Source organism: Bradyrhizobium sp. CCBAU 51627 (assembly GCF_028128765.1).
Classification (GTDB): domain Bacteria; phylum Pseudomonadota; class Alphaproteobacteria; order Rhizobiales; family Xanthobacteraceae; genus Bradyrhizobium.
Genome location: NZ_LBJG01000003.1, coordinates 57041 through 76744 on the forward strand (window position 1 = coordinate 57041; position 19704 = coordinate 76744).

Here is a 19704-nt window from a genome sequence, read left to right on the forward strand (position 1 = left end):
CAATGGCAAATGGCTGGGATGCGCGAGTGCTCCCGTCTTCCCTCTCCCCTTGTGGGAGAGGGTGGATCGCCGCGTAGCGGCGAGACGGGGTATGTCTCCACGAGTGATCCTGCACCGACTGCGCCGAGAGGGACCCCTCATCCGGCGCTTCGCGCCACCTTCTCCCACAAGGGGAGAAGGAAGAGGCTCAGGCCGCGGCCTGCCCCAGCGCAGAGACGATGGTGTCGACGATATCCTCGACCAGGATGCGGTCCTCGCCCTCGCCCATGACGCGGATCACGGGCTCGGTGCCGGAGGAGCGGATCAAGAGACGGCCGTGGCCGTTGAGCCGCTTCTCGCCGTCGGAGATCGCCGACTTCACGTCGGAATCGTCGAGCGGCTTGCCGCCCTTGTGGCGAACGTTCTTGAGGATCTGCGGCAGCGGATCGAAGCGGTGGCAGACTTCCGACACCGGACGGCGCAGCTTCTGCACCACCGCCAGCACTTGCAGCGCGGCGACGAAGCCGTCGCCGGTCGTGGCGTAGTCGGACAGGATGATGTGGCCGGACTGCTCGCCGCCGAGATTGTAGCCGCCGCTCAGCATCTGCTCGAGCACGTAGCGGTCGCCGACCGGCGTGCGCACGAGATCGAGCCCCTGCCCCTTCAGGAAGCGCTCGAGGCCCAGATTCGACATCACGGTGGCGACGATGCCCGGACGCGACAGCCGTCCGTCCTCCTTCCAGCTCTGCGCGATCACAGCCAGCAGCTGGTCGCCGTCGACGACGTGGCCGCGCTCGTCGACCAGGATGACGCGATCGGCATCGCCATCCAGCGCAATGCCGATGTCGGCGCGCATCTCCCGCACCTTCTTCGACAGCGCTTCCGGCGAGGTCGAGCCGCAATCCTTGTTGATGTTGAAGCCGTCGGGCTCGACACCGATCGGCACCACGTCGGCGCCCAATTCCCACAGCGCTTCCGGCACCACCTTGTAGGCGGCGCCATTGGCGCAATCGATCACGACGCGAAGTCCATCGAGCGAGAGATCGCGCGGCAGCGTGCGCTTGGCGAATTCGATGTAGCGGTCATGCACGCCGTCGATACGGCGGGCGCGGCCCAGGCTCGCACTCTGTGCGAGCCGCTTCTCGATCGGCTCGTCGAGCAGCTGCTCGATCTGCTTCTCGACATCGTCGGAGAGCTTGAAGCCCTGCGGGCCGAACAGCTTGATGCCGTTGTCCTCGAACAGATTATGCGAGGCCGAGATCATCACGCCGAGATCGGCGCGCATCGACTTGGTCAGCATCGCCACCGCCGGCGTCGGCATCGGACCGACCAGCAGCACGTCCATGCCGACCGAGGTGAAGCCCGCGACCATGGCGTATTCGATCATGTAGCCTGATAGCCGCGTGTCCTTGCCGATCACGACCCGGTGGCGGTGCTCTCCGCGCTGGAACGCAAGGCCTGCGGCCTGTCCGACCTTGAGCGCGAGCTCCGGCGTGATCAGTCCGTTGGCGCGGCCCCGAATCCCGTCCGTCCCGAAATATTTGCGGCTCATATCGTCCCCCAGGCAACAACCAGGAATTCCCCAATACAACTTTCGGGCGCCCTGGCGGGACCCGCATCCCTGATCTGCTGAGGTTCTTATAAAGCCATCACGGCCAAGTTGGCTTCAAAAAAAATGATTAATCATTACGGACCCGGGCGGCGCGCCGATCCAGTAACATATTGTTAACGTTATACTTCCGGCGAGAACCCGGCGGATGAGCGGAACCCGCCCTAATCCGAGCGCTTCACATGGCTGTCGCCGCGGCTCGGCGGCGGCTGGGTGACATTGACGGGATCGGAGCCCGGAAAGGTCTCTTCCAGGCCCTCCTCCAGTGCATCGTCGAGGGCCTGCTTCTCCTTGATCTCTTCCGGCGAAGGTCGGGCGTGCGGCTTGATCATGGCATCTCTCCCGCAAACGATTTGGCTGTGCATCCAACCATGCTAGATGACCCCTCAATCTTCCGATGCAAGACTTCTTGAGACAGACGGGCCGGGGAACGTTCATGAAGCATATCACCTGTATCGACGATCTTCGCGCGTTGCATAAGCGCCGCGTTCCGAAGGCGTTCTTCGACTATTGCGACCGCGGCTCCTATGCCGAGGAAACGCTGCGCGCCAATCGCGAGGACATGCAGCAGATCAAGTTCCGCCAGCGCATCCTGGTCGACGTCTCCAAGCGCGACACCTCGACCACGATTCTCGGCGAGCCATCGACCATGCCGCTGATCCTGGCGCCGGTCGGGCTGCTCGGCATGCAGCATGGCGACGGCGAGATCCATGCCTGCCGCGCGGCGCAGGCCGCCGGCATCCCCTTCACGCAGTCGACCATGTCGATCTGCTCGATCGAAGACATCGCGGCCGCTGTCGACAAGCCGTTCTGGTTCCAGCTCTACGTGATGAAGGACCGCGGCTTCATCAAGGATCTGATCCAGCGCGCCATCGCGGCGAAGTGCAGCGCGCTGGTGCTCACCGTCGACTTGCAGGTGATCGGCCAGCGCCATGCCGACATCAAGAACGGCATGACGGTGCCGCCGGAATGGTCGCTGTCGAAGCTGTTGGATTTCGCCAGCAAGCCCGCCTGGGTCTCCGGCGTGCTGCAAGGCAAGCGCCGCACCTTCGGCAATATCGCCGGCCACGTGAAGAACACCGAGGACCTCAATCGCCTCGCCGAATGGACGGCCTCGCAGTTCGACACGTCCCTGAACTGGAAGGACGTCGACTGGGTCCGCAGCATCTGGCCGGGCAAGCTCGTCATCAAGGGCATTCTCGACGTCGAGGATGCCGAGGAAGCGGCCAAGACCGGCGCGCAGGCGCTCGTCGTCTCCAACCATGGCGGCCGCCAGCTCGACGGCGCGCCGTCCTCGATCGAGGTGCTGCCGGAGATCGCGGAGGCGGTCGGCGACAGGATGGAGATCATGTTCGACGGCGGAATCCGCTCCGGCCAGGACGTGATGCGCGCGCTCGCGCTCGGCGCAAAATCCTGCATGATCGGCCGCGCTTACGCCTATGGCCTCGGTGCCGGCGGCCAGGCTGGCGTCGCCAAGGCGATCGACATCATCCAGAAGGAATTGCTCACGACCATGGGGCTATGCGGGGTGAACAGGATCGATGAGATCGACGATCATATCATCGCGGAGGCGCCGTAACGACGTGCCGTGGGGTGGGCACGGCGCAGGTGCGCCTTTGCCCACCTTGCGAGTTCAGCGCTTGCCGCTCATCACATCGGCGGGGTCAGGCCGTCACGGCCGACACTGACGCGGTTGGTCTCGAACGATCCGTCAGGCAATTGCTTCATGAAGGCGATGACCTTGGCGCCGGCCTTCAGTTCCGACCTGTCGCCGGGAACGAAGGTCACGACCGGCGTCATATCGGAGACGAACACCTTCTTCTCGCCGTCCTTGTACTTCACCAGCAGCGTGTGGCCGTCATTGCCGACCACGCTCTCCGACACAGTCGCGTTAGTCATGCTGGAATTTGGCTTGAGATCATAGGGCCGCGAGCCTTCGCCGGTGCCGCGCATGCTCTCCGGAAACACGTGCACCTCGACGGCGTTGTTGCCGCCGTCGGATCCCGGCACGGTGGTGGCGCCGACGAACGAGCCGACCTTGATGTCGGCGAGCGCGATCTTGGAGACGCCGACGACGCGCGCGTCGGAGGCGAGATGCAGCTTGACGTCCTCACCGCTGCGCGACTTGACCTGCAGGGTGTCGCCATCGACGCTCTCGATCGTGCCGCGCACGCGGGTCGGCACCGGCGCCCTTTGCGCGACGGCCGCAAAGGTGGACGCAGCGACCATCGCAACAGCGATGAGCGGGCGCATGAAACCGGCACGTTGAATCGTCATTGATGTCTCCTATCGTCCCCACGGGAGTAGAACGCCGGAGACCGCGCCCTATTCTCTCAAGTCTTTGTGAGATCGGCCTCGACCAGCGCGCGCAGCTCGGCGGTCACCTCGGGCCTCTGGCCGAACCACAGCTCGAAGCCGCGCACGGCCTGATGCAGGAGCATGCCGAGCCCGTCGGCGGTCTCCAGCCCACGGTTCCTGGCCGCCGCGAGCAGCGGCGTCACGAGGGGAACATAGACGAGGTCGGCGACGACGGCGGCCTGCGGCAGCCGCGCCACATCGACATCGAGCGCGCCCTGGCCGTGCATGCCGAGCGAGGTCGTGTTCACGAGAAGTCTTGCCCGCGGCAGAATCTCGTTGATCGCATCCCAGGACAGCGGCTGCACGTTCGGCCCGAACTGCCTCGCCAGCGCCTCGGCCCGCGCCAAGGTGCGGTTGGCAAGATGGATGCGCCCAAAGCCGCGATCGAGCAGGCCGAACACGACCGCACGCGAAGCGCCGCCGGCCCCCAGCACCAGCGCCTCCTCGGCCTCGTCCCAGCCGGGCGCGCTGGCATCGAGATTGCCGAGAAAACCCTCGACATCGGTATTGGTCGAGCGCAGCTCACCATCGGCGAACCACAGCGTATTGGCGGCGCCCACCGCCTTGGCGCGCGCATCGGGCGTCGACAGCGCCAGCACCGCTTCCTTGTGCGGGATCGTGACGTTGGCGCCGACGAAGCCGCGCAGCGACAGCCGCAGCACGAAATCGCGCAGGGCCTCGGGCGGAACCGCCTCGATGACATAGCCGCCTTCGATGCCGAGCCTGCGCAGCCAATAATGATGGATCAGCGGCGAACGCGAATGCGCCGCCGGCCATCCGATCAAGCAGGCTGCGGGAGCTTTCGGCGCGCTCATCTGTCCCTCGGTTGGTTTCGAGGGCGATCCATTTCGCGTCCTGCCGCTTCTGTCAAGCAGGCGGGGACTACACCGCGGATTCGGTCGCGCCGGGGGCTGCCTTGATGTCGGCGACCGCGCGCTCGATGGTCTGGCGATAGCGCGCGCGTCGCGGGCTCACGCCGTGCGTCAGCAGCGCGCGGCGCACCGCAGGGGAGGCGCCGGTAATGAACAGCCGGATGCCCTGGCGTTGCGCCTTGACGGCGACACGCCCCAGCACATTCGCCGCGGTGGAGTCCAGGAACGGCACGGCCGCGAAATCGACCACAAGCGCCTTGCGCGTGTCGTCGACGCCGTCCAGCACGCCGCCGATGACCGAGGCGGCGCCAAAGAAGAACGCGCCCGTGATGCGGTAGACCAGCACGTCGGGATCGACCGCAAGGGTGGAATCGTAGGGAACGCGTTCGCCATTGACGTCGTCAGCACGATCGGCGACAACCAAAGGCGTGCGTTCCTCGATGCCCGTCATCTCCGCCATGCGATGGATGAACAGCACCGCGCCCAGCGCGAAACCGACCAGGATGCCTTCGGTCAGGTCGCGGAAAATGGTGAGCAGGAAGGTTGCGAGCAGCACGACGGCATCGCCCCAGGACGAGCGCAAGAGCGTTGCGAATTCGTGCTTCTCCGCCATGGTCCAGGACACCACGACCAGCACGGCGGCGAGCGCGGCGAGCGGGATGTAGCTCGCAAGCGGAGCTGCCACCAGCATGAACAGCAGCAGGAAAACGGAGTGCAGCATGCCCGCGAGCGGCCCGCGCGCGCCGGCGCGGATGTTGGTCGCGGTGCGCGCGATCAGGCCGGTGACGCAGATGCCACCGAAGAGTGCCGAGCCGATATTGGCCGCGCCTTGCGCCACCAGCTCGCAATTGGAGCGGTGACGGCGCCCGGTCATGCCGTCGGCCACCACCGCCGACAGCAGCGATTCGATGGCTGCGAGCAGCGCAAAGGAAATCGCATCCGGCAGCACCGCCTTCGCCTTCTCGAATGAAAATGCCGGCAGCGCCGGCGACGGCAGTTCGCGCGGGATGCCGCCGAAGCGGCTGCCGACGGTCTCGATCGGCAGCGACAGCACGGCGGTTGCGATTGCCGCGAACGCGACCGCGATCAGGATACCGGGCCAGGATGGCCGCCAGATCCGCAAGGCTGCGATGATGGCGATGCTGACCAGCGCGACCGCGACGGCGGAGGGATTGATCGTGTCGAGGCCGCCCGCGAGCGCGACGAGTTTCGGCACGAACTCGCTCGGCTCCTTCCCCGCCAGCGTGATGCCCGAGAGATCACGAAGCTGGCTCGCAAAGATGATCACCGCGATGCCGGCGGTGAAGCCGACCGTCACCGGATAGGGAATGAACTTGATGTAAGTGCCGACACGCAGCAGCCCCGCGGCAATCAGCATCAGACCTGCCATCAGGGTGGCGAGAATGACGCCGTCGGCGCCGTGCCGCTCCGCCGTCACTGCAACCAGCACGATGAAGGCACCTGCGGGCCCGCCGATCTGGAACCGGCTGCCGCCGAGCAGCGACGCGATGAAGCCGCCGACGACCGCGGTGTAGAGGCCGCGGTCCGGCGTCACGCCTGAGGCGATTGCGATCGCCATCGACAGCGGCAGCGCGACGATGGCAACGGTGAGGCCGGCGAAGACATCGGCGCGGAAATCTGCAGGGCCGTAGCCTTCGCGCCAGACGGTAACGAGTTTTGGCAGATACAATTCGGCAAAAGTCGGCCGACGCAGCTGGTGCAGCCCGCTGGCTTGATCGCTTGTGATGCTCATTGTCCCACAATGCTCCGGCGCATCGTGCCGCGCGCGCGTGCGACGGTGCGTTAGTTCAGACTATTCTCGAGCATGATCATCGCGGGATCACGCTCCCACTCGACGCGGCGGCCCCGGCTGTTTCAGGCGAACGCCGCGTCCGCCGCTGTCGCTGCGGACCTGTTCGCCGATCAGCTCGACGCCGGCCCGATCGAACGCCTCGACCACCCTCGTCAAGGTCTCGACCACTCCACGCACATTGCCGGTCGAGGCCTCCATCCGCTGGATGGTCGGCAACGACACCCCGGCGAGGTCGGCCAGGGTTTTCTGGTCAATCCCCAGCAGCGCGCGGGCTGCCCGCATCTGGAACGACGTAATCACCTCGACCTCACATGCCATATCTTATAAATGATATTCTGCGCATATACAATGATGCAAAATACATCATGAAAGGACGAACGCAAGCGGGAGCCCCTGCTGCCTCCACGCGTTATTGTGAGCAGAGAAGCGCGGGCCACGTACAGCGCCGCAGACGTGGATATGGTCCCTTGCCCCACCCCCTCCCCATGAAGAACGGGGAGAGGGTGTGCGAGAGGGTGCCTTTCGTTAGAGCGCTGCTAACCGATCACGCCGCGTGCTGATGCGCGGCGATGATCTGATCGGCGGCACGGCCCGTGACTTCGGCCATGTGGTCGAACTGGCGGGTGAAACTTCCCGCACCGGCGGTGGCGGAACGGAGTTCGACGATCAACTCACCGATCTCGGCTTCCGGCATCATGGCGCGGACGCAGTCCCAGCCACTCCAGCCGTCGCGGGTGTCGAAGCCGAGGATCTGGCCGCGCCGCGCCGACAGAATCGCGTTGATCTTGGCAGTGGCATCGGTCGGACAGACGATCTCGACCATGTGGATCGGCTCCAGCAGCACCGACTGGCATTGCGGCAGGCCTTCGTTGAGCCCGATCCGCGCCGCCGTGCGGAAGGCCAGGTCGGAGGAATCGACACTGTGATAGGAGCCGTCGGTCAGCGTCACCTCCACGTCGGTCACGGGAAAGCCGAGCGGACCACGTGCGAGCCCGTCGACGACGCCTTCTTCCACCGCGCCGATATAGTTGCGCGGCACCGCGCCGCCGACGACCCTTTCGGCGAACCTGAAACCTTCACCGCGCGGCAGCGGCCTGATGTCGAGCACGACATCGCCGAACTGGCCGTGACCGCCGGATTGCTTCTTGTGGCGGCCGCGCTGGACAATCGGCTTGCGGATGGTCTCCTGGTAGCCGATCGCCGGCGGATGCGAGGTGATCTTGACGCCGAAGCGATCGCGCAGCCGCTCGCTGGCGACGCGCAGATGCATTTCGCCCTGCCCCCACAGCACGGTGTCGTGGGTCTGGGCGTTCTGCACGACGACGAGGGACGGGTCCTCCTCATGCAGCCGCATCAGCGCCTGGCCGAGCTTGACGTCGTCCTTGCGGTCGGTGGCCGCAACTGAAATGGCGAGCACAGGCGGCGTCGGCTCGAGAGCTGCGAGCGCAGGAGGCGGAGTCTTGCCGCTGGAGACGGTGTCGCCGGTCTTGACCGGATCGAGCTTGGCGAGCGCAATGGTATCACCGGCTTCGGCCGCGGCACGCTTGCTGTCATAGGCACCGTTGACGGCGAGGATGCCGGAGATGCGGCTCGTTCCGCCGGAGGAGGATTGCAGCGTGGCGCCGTCGTCGAGATGGCCGGCAAGCAACCGGGTCAGCGACAGCTTTCCGCCGTGCTGCGAATGCAGCGTCTTGAAGACGAAGCCGAGCGCGTCCTTCGCGGAGGGCGCACCGAGACGTTTTGCGGTCTCGGCGATACCGGGCGCCTCGTGGCGCAGCGCCTTCATCAGACGCAGCACGCCGTTTTCGCGCGCGGCAGAGCCCAGCAGCACCGGGCAGATCACCCCTTCGCGCAGTTCGCGGGCGAGATCGTCGAACACGGCATCGCGCGGCGGCTGGATGTCCTCGAGCAATTGTTCCATCAGCGCATCGTCGTGATCGGCAAGCTTCTCCAGCATCGAGAAGCGAGCCTCCTTTTCGCGATCGAGATCGCCGCCTTCGAGCGAGATCACTTCGGAGGCCTTGTGCTCGCGATAGACGAAGGCGCGCTCAAGCGCGAGATCGACGAAGCCCTCGATCAGTTCGCCCTTCCAGATCGGGATCTGGCGCAGCACCAGCGGCACGCGCGAGGCGGGCTGGAGCATCGCGAGCGTCTCGCGGATACGCTCGTTGGCGCGGTCGATCTTGTTAAGGAACAGGAAGCGCGGAATCTTCAGCTCCTCCAGCTCGCGCAGGATGATCTGAAGCTGCGGCAGCTTCTTCTCGTCGGCCTCGCAGACCACGATCGCGGCGTCGACGGCGGGAAGCGCGGCGCGCATATCGTGGGCAAATTCGACGGAACCGGGACAATCGAGGAAGGTGTAGCTGTCGCCCATGAAACTCGTGGTGGCGGCAGTGAGCCCGACGGTCATCTTGTGATGACGGGCCTCAGGCGTGGCGTCGCCGACGGAAGTTCCGGCATCGACGCTGCCGGCACGGGGAATTGCGCCCGTCCGCGCCAGGATCGCTTCGAGAAGTGTGGTTTTACCTGATTGGAAAGGGCCCACCAGCGCGATGCACCGTGGACCTCGGGGACTTCTGACGTCTTGTCCCATTCGCCGCCTCCTTCTTGTGGAGCTCGGCCCATGATTGGGTCGGCAAACGCAGATGCTCTGCCCGTCCCCGAGATTTGGCAAGCATCAAACGTCGCTGCGGTGCGTCGTCAATTGGATCAAGTCTTATAATGCCTGATGCGATCGGGTCGGGTATCCGTATCGTGTTCCGTCTCTTCCCGAAGGGGCATAAGGTGAGACCTAAACCCCTCGCCCGGATCGCATCTTTGATGCGATTCGACCTCTCCCTGCGGGAGAGGTGAACGCAGGCACCGGGCGTTGAGACGGCGTCAACGGCCGGGACGGAGCTCCAGACTCTCGAGACCGGCGGCGACGTTGAGGCCGACCTGGCCCTGCACGCTGAGCGGCTGAAGCGCGATCGAATTGTTGGAGCCGCCGACCAGCACGTTGCCCCCGAGGCCAACGCCAACCGAGGCGCTCCCTTGCGCGCCCGCGTAGTTGCCGGAAAGATCGCCGGGACCGAGGCGGTCGACCGGCGCAAACACGCCCCAGGCAAGCGTGGTTTCCTGGGTGATCCCGATATCGAGGCCCATTTTGCGAATCGTCGCGACGTAGCGGTCTTCAGGCAAGCCGTCGGCACGCAGCACGCAGCCGAGATTGGTCACCGACCCCACGATGAATCCGACGCTGGCGCCGCCGCGGCATTCGAGCACGCCGACGCGGACCATCCGCTGCTGCTGCGCGCCGCTGCTTGCGACGGAGGCCACGAGGCTGGCGGCGGCGAGCCCGGCAAGAATGAACTTACGGCGCATGAAATAAATGTCTCCGGCTGGAAATGTGACGCGAGCAGGAAGGCGGCGGATGCCGCACGACGTTCTATGCCACAAGAGTCGTGGGCGTGCCAGATCGCGCGGACGTGAAACAAAAAGGGCCCGCTCAATGCGGGCCGCGCAATGCGCGGCCCTTTCATGTCGGATCGTTACCGCAGGCTTAGCGCAGATTGCCGCAGAAGCGCTGGATGCGCTTGCAGGCGTCTTCGAGGTCCGAAGTCTTGGTCGCGTAAGAGATGCGGAATGCCGGGCCGAGGCCGAAGGCCGACCCCTGCACGACGGCAACGCCTTCGGTCTCGAGCAGCTCGGTGACGAACTGCTCGTCGTTGGAGATCACGTTGCCCGACGGCGCCTTCTTGCCGATGGTGCCGGCGCAGGACGGATAAACGTAGAACGCACCTTCGGGACGCGGGCACTCGATGCCGTTGGCCTGGTTGAGCATGGAGACGACGAGATCGCGACGCTCCTTGAACACCTTGTTGTTGGCCGGGATGAAGTCCTGCGGACCGTTCAGCGCCTCGACCGACGCCCACTGCGCGATCGAGCACGGGTTCGAGGTCGACTGCGACTGGATGGTCGACATCGCCTTGATGAGCTGCGCCGGGCCGCCGGCATAGCCGATGCGCCAGCCGGTCATGCAATAGGCCTTCGACACGCCGTTCACGGTGAGCGTGCGGTCGTAGAGACTCGGCTCGACCTGCGCGACCGTGGTGAACTCGAAGTCGTCGTAGACGAGGTGCTCGTACATGTCGTCGGTCATCACCCACACATGCGGATGCTTGACCAGCACATCGGTGAGCGCCTTGAGCTCGGCGCGCGTATAGGCAGCGCCGGTCGGGTTCGACGGCGAGCACAGGATGACCCATTTGGTCTTCGGCGTGATCGCACGCTCGAGCGCCTCGGGCTGCAGCTTGAAACCGTGAGCTGCGGTGCAGACCACCGACACCGGCTCGCCGCCGGCGAGCGCCACCATTTCGGGATAGCTGACCCAGTACGGTGCGGGAATGATCACCTCGTCGCCCGGATTGATGGTCGCCATCAGCGCGTTGTAGAGCACCTGCTTGCCGCCGGTGCCGACGATGATCTGGTTCGGCTTGTAGGCGACGCCGTTCTCGCGCTGAAACTTCGCGATGATCGCGTCCTTCAATTCGGGGATGCCGTCGACCGCGGTGTACTTGGTCTTGCCGGCCTCGATCGCGCGGATCGCAGCCAGCTTGATGTTGGCGGGCGTATCGAAGTCGGGCTCGCCGGCGCCAAGGCCGATGACGTTGCGGCCCGCCGCTTTCAGCGCGCGTGCTTTATCCGTGACCGCGATGGTCGCGGACGGCTTCACACGGTCGAGCGCAGCGGCAAGGAAGGACATCATCATCTCCTGACAAGCGTCGTGAACCCTTTGGCCTCACGACTCTGATTGTGGGAATGAAGCCACCCTAAAACGTGTGCCGCTGCACCGCAAGAAACTTCGGCCTGTTCTCGCAAAAGTTTGCGGATTTCGTGCGGCTGGAGGTTCGATTTCCCGCAATTTTCCGCAACTTTGCCAGGCAAACACCTCATATCCGGCAAGGCTTGTCCTCGGAGCAATTTTGCGTGTTGTGCGCTGAAGCTTCTCTGACGTCATGGCCGGGGATAGGCGTCCGAAGGACGGCGTCGCTTCGCTCGCCTATGTCCCGCCCATCCACGCGTTGCCATACGGGGCGAAGAACGTGGATGCCCGGGCCTTTGCCTCGCCGCAGCGGCTTCGGCCGCGCAGGCGGGACAAGCCCGGGCATGACGATGTGGAAGCGTTAGCGTGCTTTGGCCCGATGCAGGTTCAATCAATCGGCCAACCTCCACACGATCGTGCGACGGGATGCGTCGTGCATGCTGACGCAAGCGTGATCTGATTTGCAGCTTGGCGGCGAACACGATCTTCCACGGCGTTGCAGTGCAGTAGGGTTTTCGAGTTTTTCTACCGGTGAGGCCTTGCGGCGGATTCGCATCGGCATCATTGTTTAGCCGCGGTCCGGGGCAACAAGCACCGCACCTTCCCGTCCTTCGGAATCGAACTCCCAGAATGTACAAGCTCTATTCGATGCAACGCTCGGGCAACAGCTACAAGGTCCGCCTTGCGCTGGCGCTGTTGAACCAGCCTTACGAAGCGGTCGAGGTGGACATTCTGCGCGGCGAGAGCCGCACGCCCGATTTCCTGACCAAGAACCCGTCGGGCCAGGTGCCGCTGCTCGAGGTCGGCGACAACCGCTATCTCGCCGAGTCCAACGCCATCCTCTGGTACGTCGCCGTCGGCACGCCGCTGGCGCCGGAGAACCGCATCGATCGCGCCGAGGCGCTGCAATGGATGTTCTTCGAGCAGCACGCGCTCGAGCCCAACATCGGCGCCGCCTATTTCTGGCTGTCGCTGGTCAGGGGCGGCCGCGATCTGCAGACTCATGCGCTGGAGGACTGGATGGAGCGCGGCTATGGCGCGCTCCAGGTGATGGAGAACCACCTCAAGACCAATGCCTACTTCGCCGCCCGCCAGCTCACGGTCGCCGATATCGCGCTGTACGGCTATACCCACCTCGCCGATCGTTGCGATTTCGACCTCGAGCCCTTCCCGGCGATCCGGGACTGGCTGAAGCGTGTCGAGGCCGCGCCCGGTTTCGTGTCGATGGACTGGCGTCCCGCCGACATCGATGACCCCGCGAGCATCGCGGCCGGTGCCTGAAATCTGGTGCAACGTTAAGAAATAACGGGCATAGCGTTAACCTTTGCCGCAATCTCGCCATTTTCAGCGCGATAGCCGCCGCAATATTGCCGGTTGAAATTGTGAAGTTGTTCGACGGCGCGGGTGATTCGCTCGCACGTTGAAGGATTTAGACCATGATTCGGGCGTCCGGCACGGTCGGCTTTCAGGGCCAAACCGATACCGTCTCGTCTTCCCGGCTGACCAACGCGGTCGCGGCCTCGCTCGCCGTCGCTGCGCTCTCGCTGTGCCTGATCGTCACCCTTACGGTGCTGTCGACCAAGGCGACGATGGCGATGGGCCTGCCGGTCTGATCCCCGTTTCATCCCTGATAGCCTTCAAGGTGCCGCGCGATCCCGCGCCTGGCGGCATCGCGACGGGACATTGATGAAATCGCCTGTGGTCATCGTTGCAATCACGCTGACTGCGGCCATCCTGGTCGCGGCATCGCTGTTGATTTTCGTCGGCACCCGGAAGGGCCCGGGGGCATCGACGCTGAATGCGCCGGCACCGCGGCAGCGCATCATGCATACGCATTTGGTCTAAAATCATCTGAAAGCTTTGCGCGCGCCGGCAATTGCCGCTTAAGCGCGCCGCACGAAACCGCATTGCCCTTGTGCAACGGTGGGGCAGTCTGATGGCCTTACCTCGTTCAGGAAGGAACGAGCCAGGCCCATGCGGTTCGAATGGCGTGCCATATCGGGTCCCGTGCTGACGGCAGCGATCGCACTGCTGGCGATGCTGCTCGACCGTCACGCTCCAGCGCTCTGGCTTGCGCCGCTGTTCGTCTGCGTCGTGGCGCTGGCCGGTTCGACCTCGGGCTTGGCGTCCGCGCTTGGCAGCATGGCCGTCGCGATGATCGGTACGACGCTGCTCACACTCAGCCATCGCACCACGCCCGACCTTCCGGCGGCCGATCTCGCGCAGCTCGGCCTGCTCGCGCTGACGACCGCCGGCGCCGCCGCCATCACCGGCCTGATGCGCCAGCGTCTGCTCGACGCCTTCGCTTCCGAACGGCGCAATCACGCCACCGCCGTGCGGCTGTCGGCTGCGCTCGACCAGGTCGATATCGGCATCGTACTGCTCGATGCGGAGACCCGCGCCGAGTTCATCAACCGGGCCTTCCGCGACTATTTCGCGCTGCCGGACGAGGTGGCCGACAGCAAGCCGCCCTTCATCGCGCTGATGTATCATGGCCGCGACACCGGCGCGTTCGAACTGCCGGAGGACGAGCTCGGCGTCTTCATCGCGCAACGCATGGAGATGGTGCGGACCGGCGACGCCACGCCGATCAACATCGCCTTGCGCAACGGCGAAGTGCTGCGCTTCGTCTGCACCGCGCTGCCCGACGGCGGCCGCATGCTGAGCTATACGCCGGTGACCGATCTCGTGCGCCACACCGATGCGCCGGTGCGCGCCGACTATTATCGCTCGCTGCGCGATCCCACGGGGCGCAAGCTGATCAGGTATCTTCGCGTCGCGGAGTGATGCGCGACAGCACGATTGATCGATGCGCCCGTCATCACGTATGAAGGGCGCCTCATCGACCCACGGATCTTCCAGATGTCGCTCACCATTCGCTCCGTTACCCGGCAGGATTACGATCAATGGCTGCCGCTGTGGGACGGCTACAATGCCTTCTACGGCCGCTCCGGCCCGACCGCGCTCGCGCCCGAGATCACCCGCATGACCTGGCAGCGCTTCTTCGATGCCTATGAGCCGGTGCATGCGCTGGTCGCCGAGAGCGACGGCAAGCTGCTCGGGCTCACGCATTACCTGTTCCATCGCAGCACCACGGCGATCGAGCCATCCTGCTATTTGCAGGACCTGTTCACGAACGAGGCTGCGCGCGGCAAGGGCGTCGGCTCGGCGCTGATTTACGGTGTCTATGAACGCGCCAAGCTCGCGGGCTCGCCGCGGGTCTACTGGCAGACGCACGAGACCAACACCACAGCCCAGAGCCTCTACGACAAGGTCGCGGAACGCTCGGGCTTCATTGTCTACCGCAAGCTGTTCTGACGGCTGCTACAGCCTGTGGATAACTCTTGACGTCACCGGCGCGTTACACAGCGGGACTATCCTGCAGTTGCGTCTGATCAGGCCCCCCGTCACCGATCAAGCGCCCCAAGCGGTCCCCGTCAGTCGCCGCGTCTGACAGGGGCCGCATTTTTTTGCCCGCCTCTCCGTGCCGGCATGGCAGGAACGCGGCCAACCGCTTGCCGGTGCAGCGCAGCGCGGTCACAATGGGCGCCTGCTTTGTTCTGACAGGATCTCCCATGGAAATTCGTAATCTCGGCGGCTCCGGCCTGCGCGTGTCCGCCGTCGGACTCGGCTGCAACAATTTCGGCCAGCGTATCGACCTCGAAGCCTCGCGCGAGGTGATCCACCGCGCGCTCGATCTCGGCATCACGCTGTTCGACACCGCCGACATCTATTCGAACAAGGGCGGCTCGGAAACTGTGCTTGGCGCCGTGCTCGGCGACCGGCGCAAGGACATCGTGCTGGCGACGAAATACTCCAAGCCGATGGCCGAGGACGGAACCAAGCAGGGCGCCTCGCGCCGCTACATCATGAATGCGGTCGAGGCCAGCCTGACGCGACTGAAGACCGATTACATCGATCTCTACCAGCAGCACGATTATGACCCGCTGACGCCGATCGAGGAGAGCCTGCGCGCGCTCGACGACCTCGTCCGGCAGGGCAAGGTGCGCTACATCGGCAATTCGAATTTTCCGGCCTGGCGGATCGCCGAGGCGGAATACGTCGCACGCGCGATGAATGTCAGCCGCTTCGTCTCCTGCCAGGACGAATACTCCCTCGTCGTGCGCGACATCGAGAAGGACCTGCTGCCGGCCGCGCAGGAATACAAGCTCGGCCTGTTGCCGTTCTTCCCGCTCGCCAGCGGACTTTTGACCGGCAAGTACAGGAAGGGCGAGGCCGCGCCCGGCGATACCCGCTTCGGGCAGACACCGCGGCTGCGCGACCGCTACGTCACGCCGCGCAACGAGGACATCGTCGAGAAGCTCCAGGCCTTCGCCAAGGCACGCGGCCATTCGATGCTCGAGCTCGCCTTCTCCTGGCTCGCCGCGCGCCCGCAGGTGTCGAGCGTGATCGCCGGCGCCACCCGCGTCGAGCAGGTCGAGCAGAACGTCAAGGCGATCGCCTGGCAGCTTACCGCCGAGGACCTTGCCGAAATCGACAAGATCACGCTGGGATAGAGCATGATCCGACAAACGCAGAACACGTTTGCGCGAAGATCATGCTCCAACAACGATAGAGCAGCGCGCTACTTGGCGCCGCGTCCCACCGTTTGAATCGCTTCGAAGCCTTCGAACTGGGGATGGCCGAGATAGAGCGGCTTGTTGTCGCCGGCCTTGTGATGTGCCGCGCGAAACGCCTCCGACTTGGTCCACGCGTCGAACGCGGCGTGATTGGCCCACACCGTGTGCGAGGCATACAGCGTGTGGTCCTCGAGCTCGGGCCCGCGCAGCAGATGGAATTCGACGAAGCCCGGCACCTTGTCCAGATGGGTGTCGCGCGAGAGCCAGACCTGCTCGAAGGCCGCTTCCGATCCCTTGGCGACGCGGAAGCGGTTCATGGCGATGTACATGCGGGTGGTCTCCTGATGTTTCGCCAATCATGTCGTCATTCCGGGACGCGCCGCAAGGCGCGAGCCCCGGAATGACGGCATTTGTGGATTACGCCACCAATCCCTTCATCGGTCGCGCACCGACGCTATCCGGGAACACCGTCTGGGCCAGCACCTGATCCGAGATTCCGAACTGGCCCTGCAGCACGCCCTTGATCACCGAACGCAGATCGGTGGTGGGCTTGAGATCGCGCGCCTCGTAGAGGTTGGCGGGCTTGAGGCCCGGCCAGTCGGAGATGACGCGGCCGCCCTTCACAGCGCCGCCGGCGAGCAGCGCGATCGTGCCGGTGCCGTGGTCGGTACCGTCGGTGCCGTTGATGCGCGCGGTACGACCGAACTCGGTGGCGACGACGACAACGGTGTCGCGCCACCGCTCGGCGAGGCCGCTTTCGAATTCAGCCAGCGCGCCATCGAGTCCTCCGAGCAGGAAAGCGAGCCGGCCGACCGGGCCGCCTTCATTGGCATGCGTGTCCCAGCCGTCGAAGGCGAGCGCGGCGATGCGCGGACCATCATCGGCAACCATCAGCTTGGCCGCGCCGCGCGCGACCTGCCGCATCTGCGCGACTGCGTTGCCCGGCTTCGGCTTCATGTCGTCGCCGCTCGCGGCCTTCTCGAGCTGGAGGCCCTGCGACAGCGCCGCGGCCAGCGCGGGATCGCGATGACGGTAGAGATCGACCAGCCGCATCGCCGTGTCATCATCGGCCTCCGGCAGCGCGACCGGCGCCCAACCGACGGTCGGTGCATTGCCGCGCAGCACCAGCGGCGTGGTGGGACCGACCGCAAGCCCGCTCGACACCCGCTCGCCGCGCGGCAGCGCTTCCAGCGCGCGATTGAGCCAGCCGGACTGCACGCGGCCAGGACCGGCATAGCCGCTTTCGAGCACGTCCTGGCCGTCGAAATGCGAGCGATCGCGATAGGGCGTCGCGACGGCATGGATCACCGCGGCATGCTGGTCGCGATACATGCGCGCGAACTCCGGCATCGCCGGATGCAGCGCGAAGAAGCTGTCGAGCCTGGTCGCGGGATGCGCGCCGTCCGTCGCAAGCGCGATCGAACCGTGAAGGCCGGCATAATCGGGGTCGCCGACCGGCGCGACGGTCGCGAGCCCGTCGAGCGCGCCGCGCAGGATCACCACGACCAGGCGCGGGTCGCGCCCGTCGGCCGCGCGCGCGAATTTCGGCAAATAGGCCCACGCCGCGAACGACGCGCCGCCGAGCAGAAGGCCACGGCGCGAGGTGAGGAGCCGGTTTTCGACGCAGTCGATCATCTTCATCTCCTCTGCAGTTCCGGCGACATCAACAGCAGCGCCAGCGCCTGCTGGCGCGATTCCGCGCGCTCGATGGTCCGCCGCGTTTCGGGCGATGCCGCATCGCCGGCGGCGAATTCCAACAGGTCGAGCGGATCGATATTGGGCCCGAGCCGCGCGCCCATCTGCGAGGCGATGTCGAGCCGGAGCTTCATGCCCTCCGGCGCCGCCCAGTCCGCGGCCGTGTCGGGGAAACCATTGGGGCCGGCCGGCGTCCACAGCGGCTGGCCGAGCAGGTTAAGGCCGTTCAGGTAGAGGCCAGGATCTTCTGGCACGCGCGCCAGCAGCCGGCCGCTCGCGACCAGGAAATCATATGGCGAGCGCATCTTTGTCAGCGGCGCTTTCCACGCCTCGTCGGAATCGACCAAAGCCGTGGCAAGCGCCTTGAGATCGCCGTCGGTCCTGACGAACACGTCGCGCAAGCGCGCCACCAGCGCCGGCGGCGGATCGTCAGCGACGAAATGCCTGATGAGCTTGGTCGCAATGAAATTCGCCGTCGAGGGATGCCGCGCGATATCGGCGAGCGCAGCCTCGCCCTGCCCCAGTCCGTTCGCCTCATAGGTCTTGCCGAGCAGCACCTGCGGACCGGGCTGATGCGCATTGGCGTTGAAGGCGAAGGAGCCGGGCGCCCCGATCTGCCCTTTGCGACCGGCAAAGGTCCAGCCGGTGATGATGCGCGCGAGCGAGGTGACGTCGCCTTGCGTGTAGCCGCCGCCGACGCCGAGCGTATGCAGCTCCATGATCTCGCGCGCGAGATTCTCGTTCAGCCCGCGCTTGCGGTTCTGGCCTGCGCGCGAGTCAGGTCCGAGCGATTGCTGGTTGTCGAGGAAGAACAGCATCGCCGGATGCTGCTCGACCGCCTTCAGCATGTCGGCGAAACGCCCGAGCACATGCGGACGGATCGCCTCGCGCTCGAACGCGCCGGCCCACATCCGCGCCAGCTCGCCCTTGTTCGCAGAGATGCAGAAATGGTTGGACCAGAACACGACCAGGCGCTCGGTGAAGCCGCAATCGACCATCATCGCCCGCTGCAATCGCGCCAGCGCTTCAGCGCGAAAGGTTTTCTGGATGACGTTGAGTGGCTGCGCCGGCTTTGCAGCCGTCGGCGGCGCGGCGGCGTTCGGCTGCATGCCATTAGGCTTCATCGCAGCGTCGCCCGGCTTCACCTCGGCCATCGGGCCGGCGATCTCGGCCGTCACGGTGTTCAGCGAGAGGTTCCGGCGCATTTTGTTGTCGGGCTTCTGGTCGGCCGGCGCTTGCGGCGGCGCCTCGATCGGTGTGCCGGCTTTCGCCGCCTCGCGCGCCTGCTTGACCTGATCCTGGTAGGCGAACGCGGCCTGCCCAAGTTGCGGCGTCGATTGCAGCGCCGGCGCCTCCAGCAGCACGCCGTAGGGACGGGCGAGCTCCGCCTTCACAAAGCCGCGCGGATCGGAGGCCGCATTAATGAGATCGCCGGACGCGCCGCCGCGAGCGCCGAAGCCGAAGCGGTTGAGCGCAACGAGGGCGGCATGCGAGTCGCGAGCCATCGATTTGTTCTCTGCGTGGAACCAACCGCTTTTCGAGCGTGTCAGCGAGGCCTAATATACCGAGACGGGAGATGAACCCGGCGTGAAAATCACGACGAAGCCTTGGCGCAAATCATGACAATTTCGAAAGAATTCGCGTTGCAGGACATGCCGGCACGCCGCCTCATCTGCTCCCGCTGCGGCACCGAATTCGGCTGCAATCTCTCGGGCAATTGCTGGTGCGCAGAGGAAACAGCGCGACTGCCGATGCCGGTCAAGGGCGAGGATTGCCTGTGCCGGGAATGTCTGCGCAAGGCGGCGGCCGAGGCGCGTAGCCCGGATGGAGCTCAAGCGTAATCCGGGAGTCGTTCGGCGCGCACAGATCCCGGATTTCGATGCGCTGCATCCGGCTACGAAAGCTAGAGCATCCGGCGACTGAGTTGAATCGAAAGTGATGGAGGGATGGCTTCCGGCGCGTCGATTATCGTGAGTCCATAAGGTCTCTGATTC

General features: G+C 65.2%; 20 protein-coding genes. 8 read left to right on the plus strand and 12 right to left on the minus strand.

Annotation, left to right across the window (positions count from 1 at the left end; translation table 11 throughout):
• Positions 1 to 187: 187 nt before the first annotated feature.
• Both glmM and XH88_RS01670 read right to left on the minus strand, forming a co-directional pair.
• Positions 188 to 1531 (minus strand): phosphoglucosamine mutase, encoded by a 1344-nt coding sequence (glmM, locus tag XH88_RS01665; protein ID WP_271613677.1) that lies wholly within the window; start codon positions 1529 to 1531, stop codon positions 188 to 190.
• 221 nt (positions 1532 to 1752) lie between these two features.
• Positions 1753 to 1920: a hypothetical protein gene (locus XH88_RS01670; RefSeq protein ID WP_271613678.1), complete on the minus strand. Its 168-nt coding sequence runs from the start codon at positions 1918 to 1920 to the stop codon at positions 1753 to 1755.
• 104 nt (positions 1921 to 2024) lie between these two features.
• Here XH88_RS01670 and XH88_RS01675 point away from each other — a divergent pair, with 104 nt between their 5' ends.
• Positions 2025 to 3167 (plus strand): alpha-hydroxy acid oxidase, encoded by a 1143-nt coding sequence (locus XH88_RS01675; RefSeq protein ID WP_271613679.1) that lies wholly within the window; start codon positions 2025 to 2027, stop codon positions 3165 to 3167.
• 71 nt (positions 3168 to 3238) lie between these two features.
• Here XH88_RS01675 and XH88_RS01680 read toward each other — a convergent pair whose 3' ends face one another.
• From XH88_RS01680 to XH88_RS01710, 7 genes are all read right to left on the minus strand, one after another.
• Positions 3239 to 3865: a hypothetical protein gene (locus tag XH88_RS01680; protein ID WP_271613680.1), complete on the minus strand. Its 627-nt coding sequence runs from the start codon at positions 3863 to 3865 to the stop codon at positions 3239 to 3241.
• A 56-nt stretch (positions 3866 to 3921) separates the two neighbouring features.
• Positions 3922 to 4761: a shikimate dehydrogenase gene (locus XH88_RS01685; RefSeq protein ID WP_271613681.1), complete on the minus strand. Its 840-nt coding sequence runs from the start codon at positions 4759 to 4761 to the stop codon at positions 3922 to 3924.
• 67 nt (positions 4762 to 4828) lie between these two features.
• Entirely contained in the window at positions 4829 to 6571 is a 1743-nt protein-coding gene (locus XH88_RS01690) for a SulP family inorganic anion transporter (RefSeq protein WP_271613682.1), read from the minus strand.
• An 87-nt stretch (positions 6572 to 6658) separates the two neighbouring features.
• Positions 6659 to 6931 (minus strand): helix-turn-helix domain-containing protein, encoded by a 273-nt coding sequence (locus XH88_RS01695; protein WP_271613683.1) that lies wholly within the window; start codon positions 6929 to 6931, stop codon positions 6659 to 6661.
• Between the two features lie 244 nt (positions 6932 to 7175).
• Positions 7176 to 9224: an elongation factor G gene (locus XH88_RS01700; RefSeq protein WP_271613684.1), complete on the minus strand. Its 2049-nt coding sequence runs from the start codon at positions 9222 to 9224 to the stop codon at positions 7176 to 7178.
• A gap of 287 nt (positions 9225 to 9511) precedes the next feature.
• The gene (locus XH88_RS01705) at positions 9512 to 9994 is read right to left on the minus strand and encodes a DUF992 domain-containing protein (RefSeq protein WP_271613685.1); all 483 of its coding nucleotides are present in this window, start codon (positions 9992 to 9994) and stop codon (positions 9512 to 9514) included.
• Between the two features lie 178 nt (positions 9995 to 10172).
• Positions 10173 to 11375, minus strand: a complete 1203-nt coding sequence (locus tag XH88_RS01710) for a pyridoxal phosphate-dependent aminotransferase (RefSeq protein ID WP_271613686.1) — start codon at positions 11373 to 11375, stop codon at positions 10173 to 10175.
• A 690-nt stretch (positions 11376 to 12065) separates the two neighbouring features.
• Here XH88_RS01710 and XH88_RS01715 point away from each other — a divergent pair.
• The 6 genes from XH88_RS01715 to XH88_RS01740 all read left to right on the plus strand — a co-directional run bounded on the left by XH88_RS01715 (position 12066) and on the right by XH88_RS01740 (position 15952).
• Complete coding sequence (locus XH88_RS01715) at positions 12066 to 12716, plus strand: glutathione S-transferase family protein (protein WP_271613687.1); 651 nt, start codon at positions 12066 to 12068, stop codon at positions 12714 to 12716.
• 155 nt (positions 12717 to 12871) lie between these two features.
• Positions 12872 to 13048 (plus strand): hypothetical protein, encoded by a 177-nt coding sequence (locus XH88_RS01720; protein ID WP_271613688.1) that lies wholly within the window; start codon positions 12872 to 12874, stop codon positions 13046 to 13048.
• Between the two features lie 73 nt (positions 13049 to 13121).
• Positions 13122 to 13280: a hypothetical protein gene (locus XH88_RS01725; RefSeq protein WP_271613689.1), complete on the plus strand. Its 159-nt coding sequence runs from the start codon at positions 13122 to 13124 to the stop codon at positions 13278 to 13280.
• A 129-nt stretch (positions 13281 to 13409) separates the two neighbouring features.
• Complete coding sequence (locus XH88_RS01730; protein WP_271613690.1) at positions 13410 to 14222, plus strand: PAS-domain containing protein; 813 nt, start codon at positions 13410 to 13412, stop codon at positions 14220 to 14222.
• A gap of 75 nt (positions 14223 to 14297) precedes the next feature.
• On the plus strand, positions 14298 to 14753 hold the full coding sequence (locus XH88_RS01735) for a GNAT family N-acetyltransferase (RefSeq protein WP_271613691.1): 456 nt from the start codon (positions 14298 to 14300) through the stop codon (positions 14751 to 14753).
• Positions 14754 to 15010: 257 nt separating this feature from the next.
• The gene (locus XH88_RS01740; protein ID WP_271613692.1) at positions 15011 to 15952 is read left to right on the plus strand and encodes an aldo/keto reductase; all 942 of its coding nucleotides are present in this window, start codon (positions 15011 to 15013) and stop codon (positions 15950 to 15952) included.
• A 68-nt stretch (positions 15953 to 16020) separates the two neighbouring features.
• Here the strand turns inward: XH88_RS01740 and XH88_RS01745 are convergent, their stop codons facing one another.
• From XH88_RS01745 to XH88_RS01755, 3 genes are all read right to left on the minus strand, one after another.
• Entirely contained in the window at positions 16021 to 16344 is a 324-nt protein-coding gene (locus XH88_RS01745) for an antibiotic biosynthesis monooxygenase family protein (RefSeq protein WP_271613693.1), read from the minus strand.
• A gap of 88 nt (positions 16345 to 16432) precedes the next feature.
• Positions 16433 to 17650, minus strand: coding sequence for a DUF1501 domain-containing protein (locus tag XH88_RS01750; protein ID WP_271613694.1), 1218 nt, complete (start codon positions 17648 to 17650; stop codon positions 16433 to 16435).
• A gap of 2 nt (positions 17651 to 17652) precedes the next feature.
• Entirely contained in the window at positions 17653 to 19215 is a 1563-nt protein-coding gene (locus tag XH88_RS01755; protein ID WP_271613695.1) for a DUF1800 domain-containing protein, read from the minus strand.
• A 114-nt stretch (positions 19216 to 19329) separates the two neighbouring features.
• Between XH88_RS01755 and XH88_RS01760 the strand changes: the two genes are divergently transcribed.
• Complete coding sequence (locus XH88_RS01760) at positions 19330 to 19551, plus strand: cysteine-rich CWC family protein (RefSeq protein ID WP_271613696.1); 222 nt, start codon at positions 19330 to 19332, stop codon at positions 19549 to 19551.
• The last annotated feature ends 153 nt before the right edge of the window (positions 19552 to 19704 follow it).

What these genes read in the sequence shown, in the direction of transcription:
- glmM (WP_271613677.1), bottom strand. Translation starts at nt 1,531, where the DNA reads ATGAGCCGCAAATATTTCGGGACGGACGGGATTCGGGGCCGCGCCAAC.
- XH88_RS01670 (WP_271613678.1), bottom strand. Translation starts at nt 1,920, where the DNA reads ATGATCAAGCCGCACGCCCGACCTTCGCCGGAAGAGATCAAGGAGAAG.
- XH88_RS01675 (WP_271613679.1), top strand. Translation starts at nt 2,025, where the DNA reads ATGAAGCATATCACCTGTATCGACGATCTTCGCGCGTTGCATAAGCGC.
- XH88_RS01680 (WP_271613680.1), bottom strand. Translation starts at nt 3,865, where the DNA reads ATGACGATTCAACGTGCCGGTTTCATGCGCCCGCTCATCGCTGTTGCG.
- XH88_RS01685 (WP_271613681.1), bottom strand. Translation starts at nt 4,761, where the DNA reads ATGAGCGCGCCGAAAGCTCCCGCAGCCTGCTTGATCGGATGGCCGGCG.
- XH88_RS01690 (WP_271613682.1), bottom strand. Translation starts at nt 6,571, where the DNA reads ATGAGCATCACAAGCGATCAAGCCAGCGGGCTGCACCAGCTGCGTCGG.
- XH88_RS01700 (WP_271613684.1), bottom strand. Translation starts at nt 9,224, where the DNA reads ATGGGACAAGACGTCAGAAGTCCCCGAGGTCCACGGTGCATCGCGCTG.
- XH88_RS01705 (WP_271613685.1), bottom strand. Translation starts at nt 9,994, where the DNA reads ATGCGCCGTAAGTTCATTCTTGCCGGGCTCGCCGCCGCCAGCCTCGTG.
- XH88_RS01710 (WP_271613686.1), bottom strand. Translation starts at nt 11,375, where the DNA reads ATGTCCTTCCTTGCCGCTGCGCTCGACCGTGTGAAGCCGTCCGCGACC.
- XH88_RS01715 (WP_271613687.1), top strand. Translation starts at nt 12,066, where the DNA reads ATGTACAAGCTCTATTCGATGCAACGCTCGGGCAACAGCTACAAGGTC.
- XH88_RS01720 (WP_271613688.1), top strand. Translation starts at nt 12,872, where the DNA reads ATGATTCGGGCGTCCGGCACGGTCGGCTTTCAGGGCCAAACCGATACC.
- XH88_RS01725 (WP_271613689.1), top strand. Translation starts at nt 13,122, where the DNA reads ATGAAATCGCCTGTGGTCATCGTTGCAATCACGCTGACTGCGGCCATC.
- XH88_RS01730 (WP_271613690.1), top strand. Translation starts at nt 13,410, where the DNA reads ATGCGGTTCGAATGGCGTGCCATATCGGGTCCCGTGCTGACGGCAGCG.
- XH88_RS01735 (WP_271613691.1), top strand. Translation starts at nt 14,298, where the DNA reads ATGTCGCTCACCATTCGCTCCGTTACCCGGCAGGATTACGATCAATGG.
- XH88_RS01740 (WP_271613692.1), top strand. Translation starts at nt 15,011, where the DNA reads ATGGAAATTCGTAATCTCGGCGGCTCCGGCCTGCGCGTGTCCGCCGTC.
- XH88_RS01745 (WP_271613693.1), bottom strand. Translation starts at nt 16,344, where the DNA reads ATGTACATCGCCATGAACCGCTTCCGCGTCGCCAAGGGATCGGAAGCG.
- XH88_RS01750 (WP_271613694.1), bottom strand. Translation starts at nt 17,650, where the DNA reads ATGATCGACTGCGTCGAAAACCGGCTCCTCACCTCGCGCCGTGGCCTT.
- XH88_RS01755 (WP_271613695.1), bottom strand. Translation starts at nt 19,215, where the DNA reads ATGGCTCGCGACTCGCATGCCGCCCTCGTTGCGCTCAACCGCTTCGGC.
- XH88_RS01760 (WP_271613696.1), top strand. Translation starts at nt 19,330, where the DNA reads ATGACAATTTCGAAAGAATTCGCGTTGCAGGACATGCCGGCACGCCGC.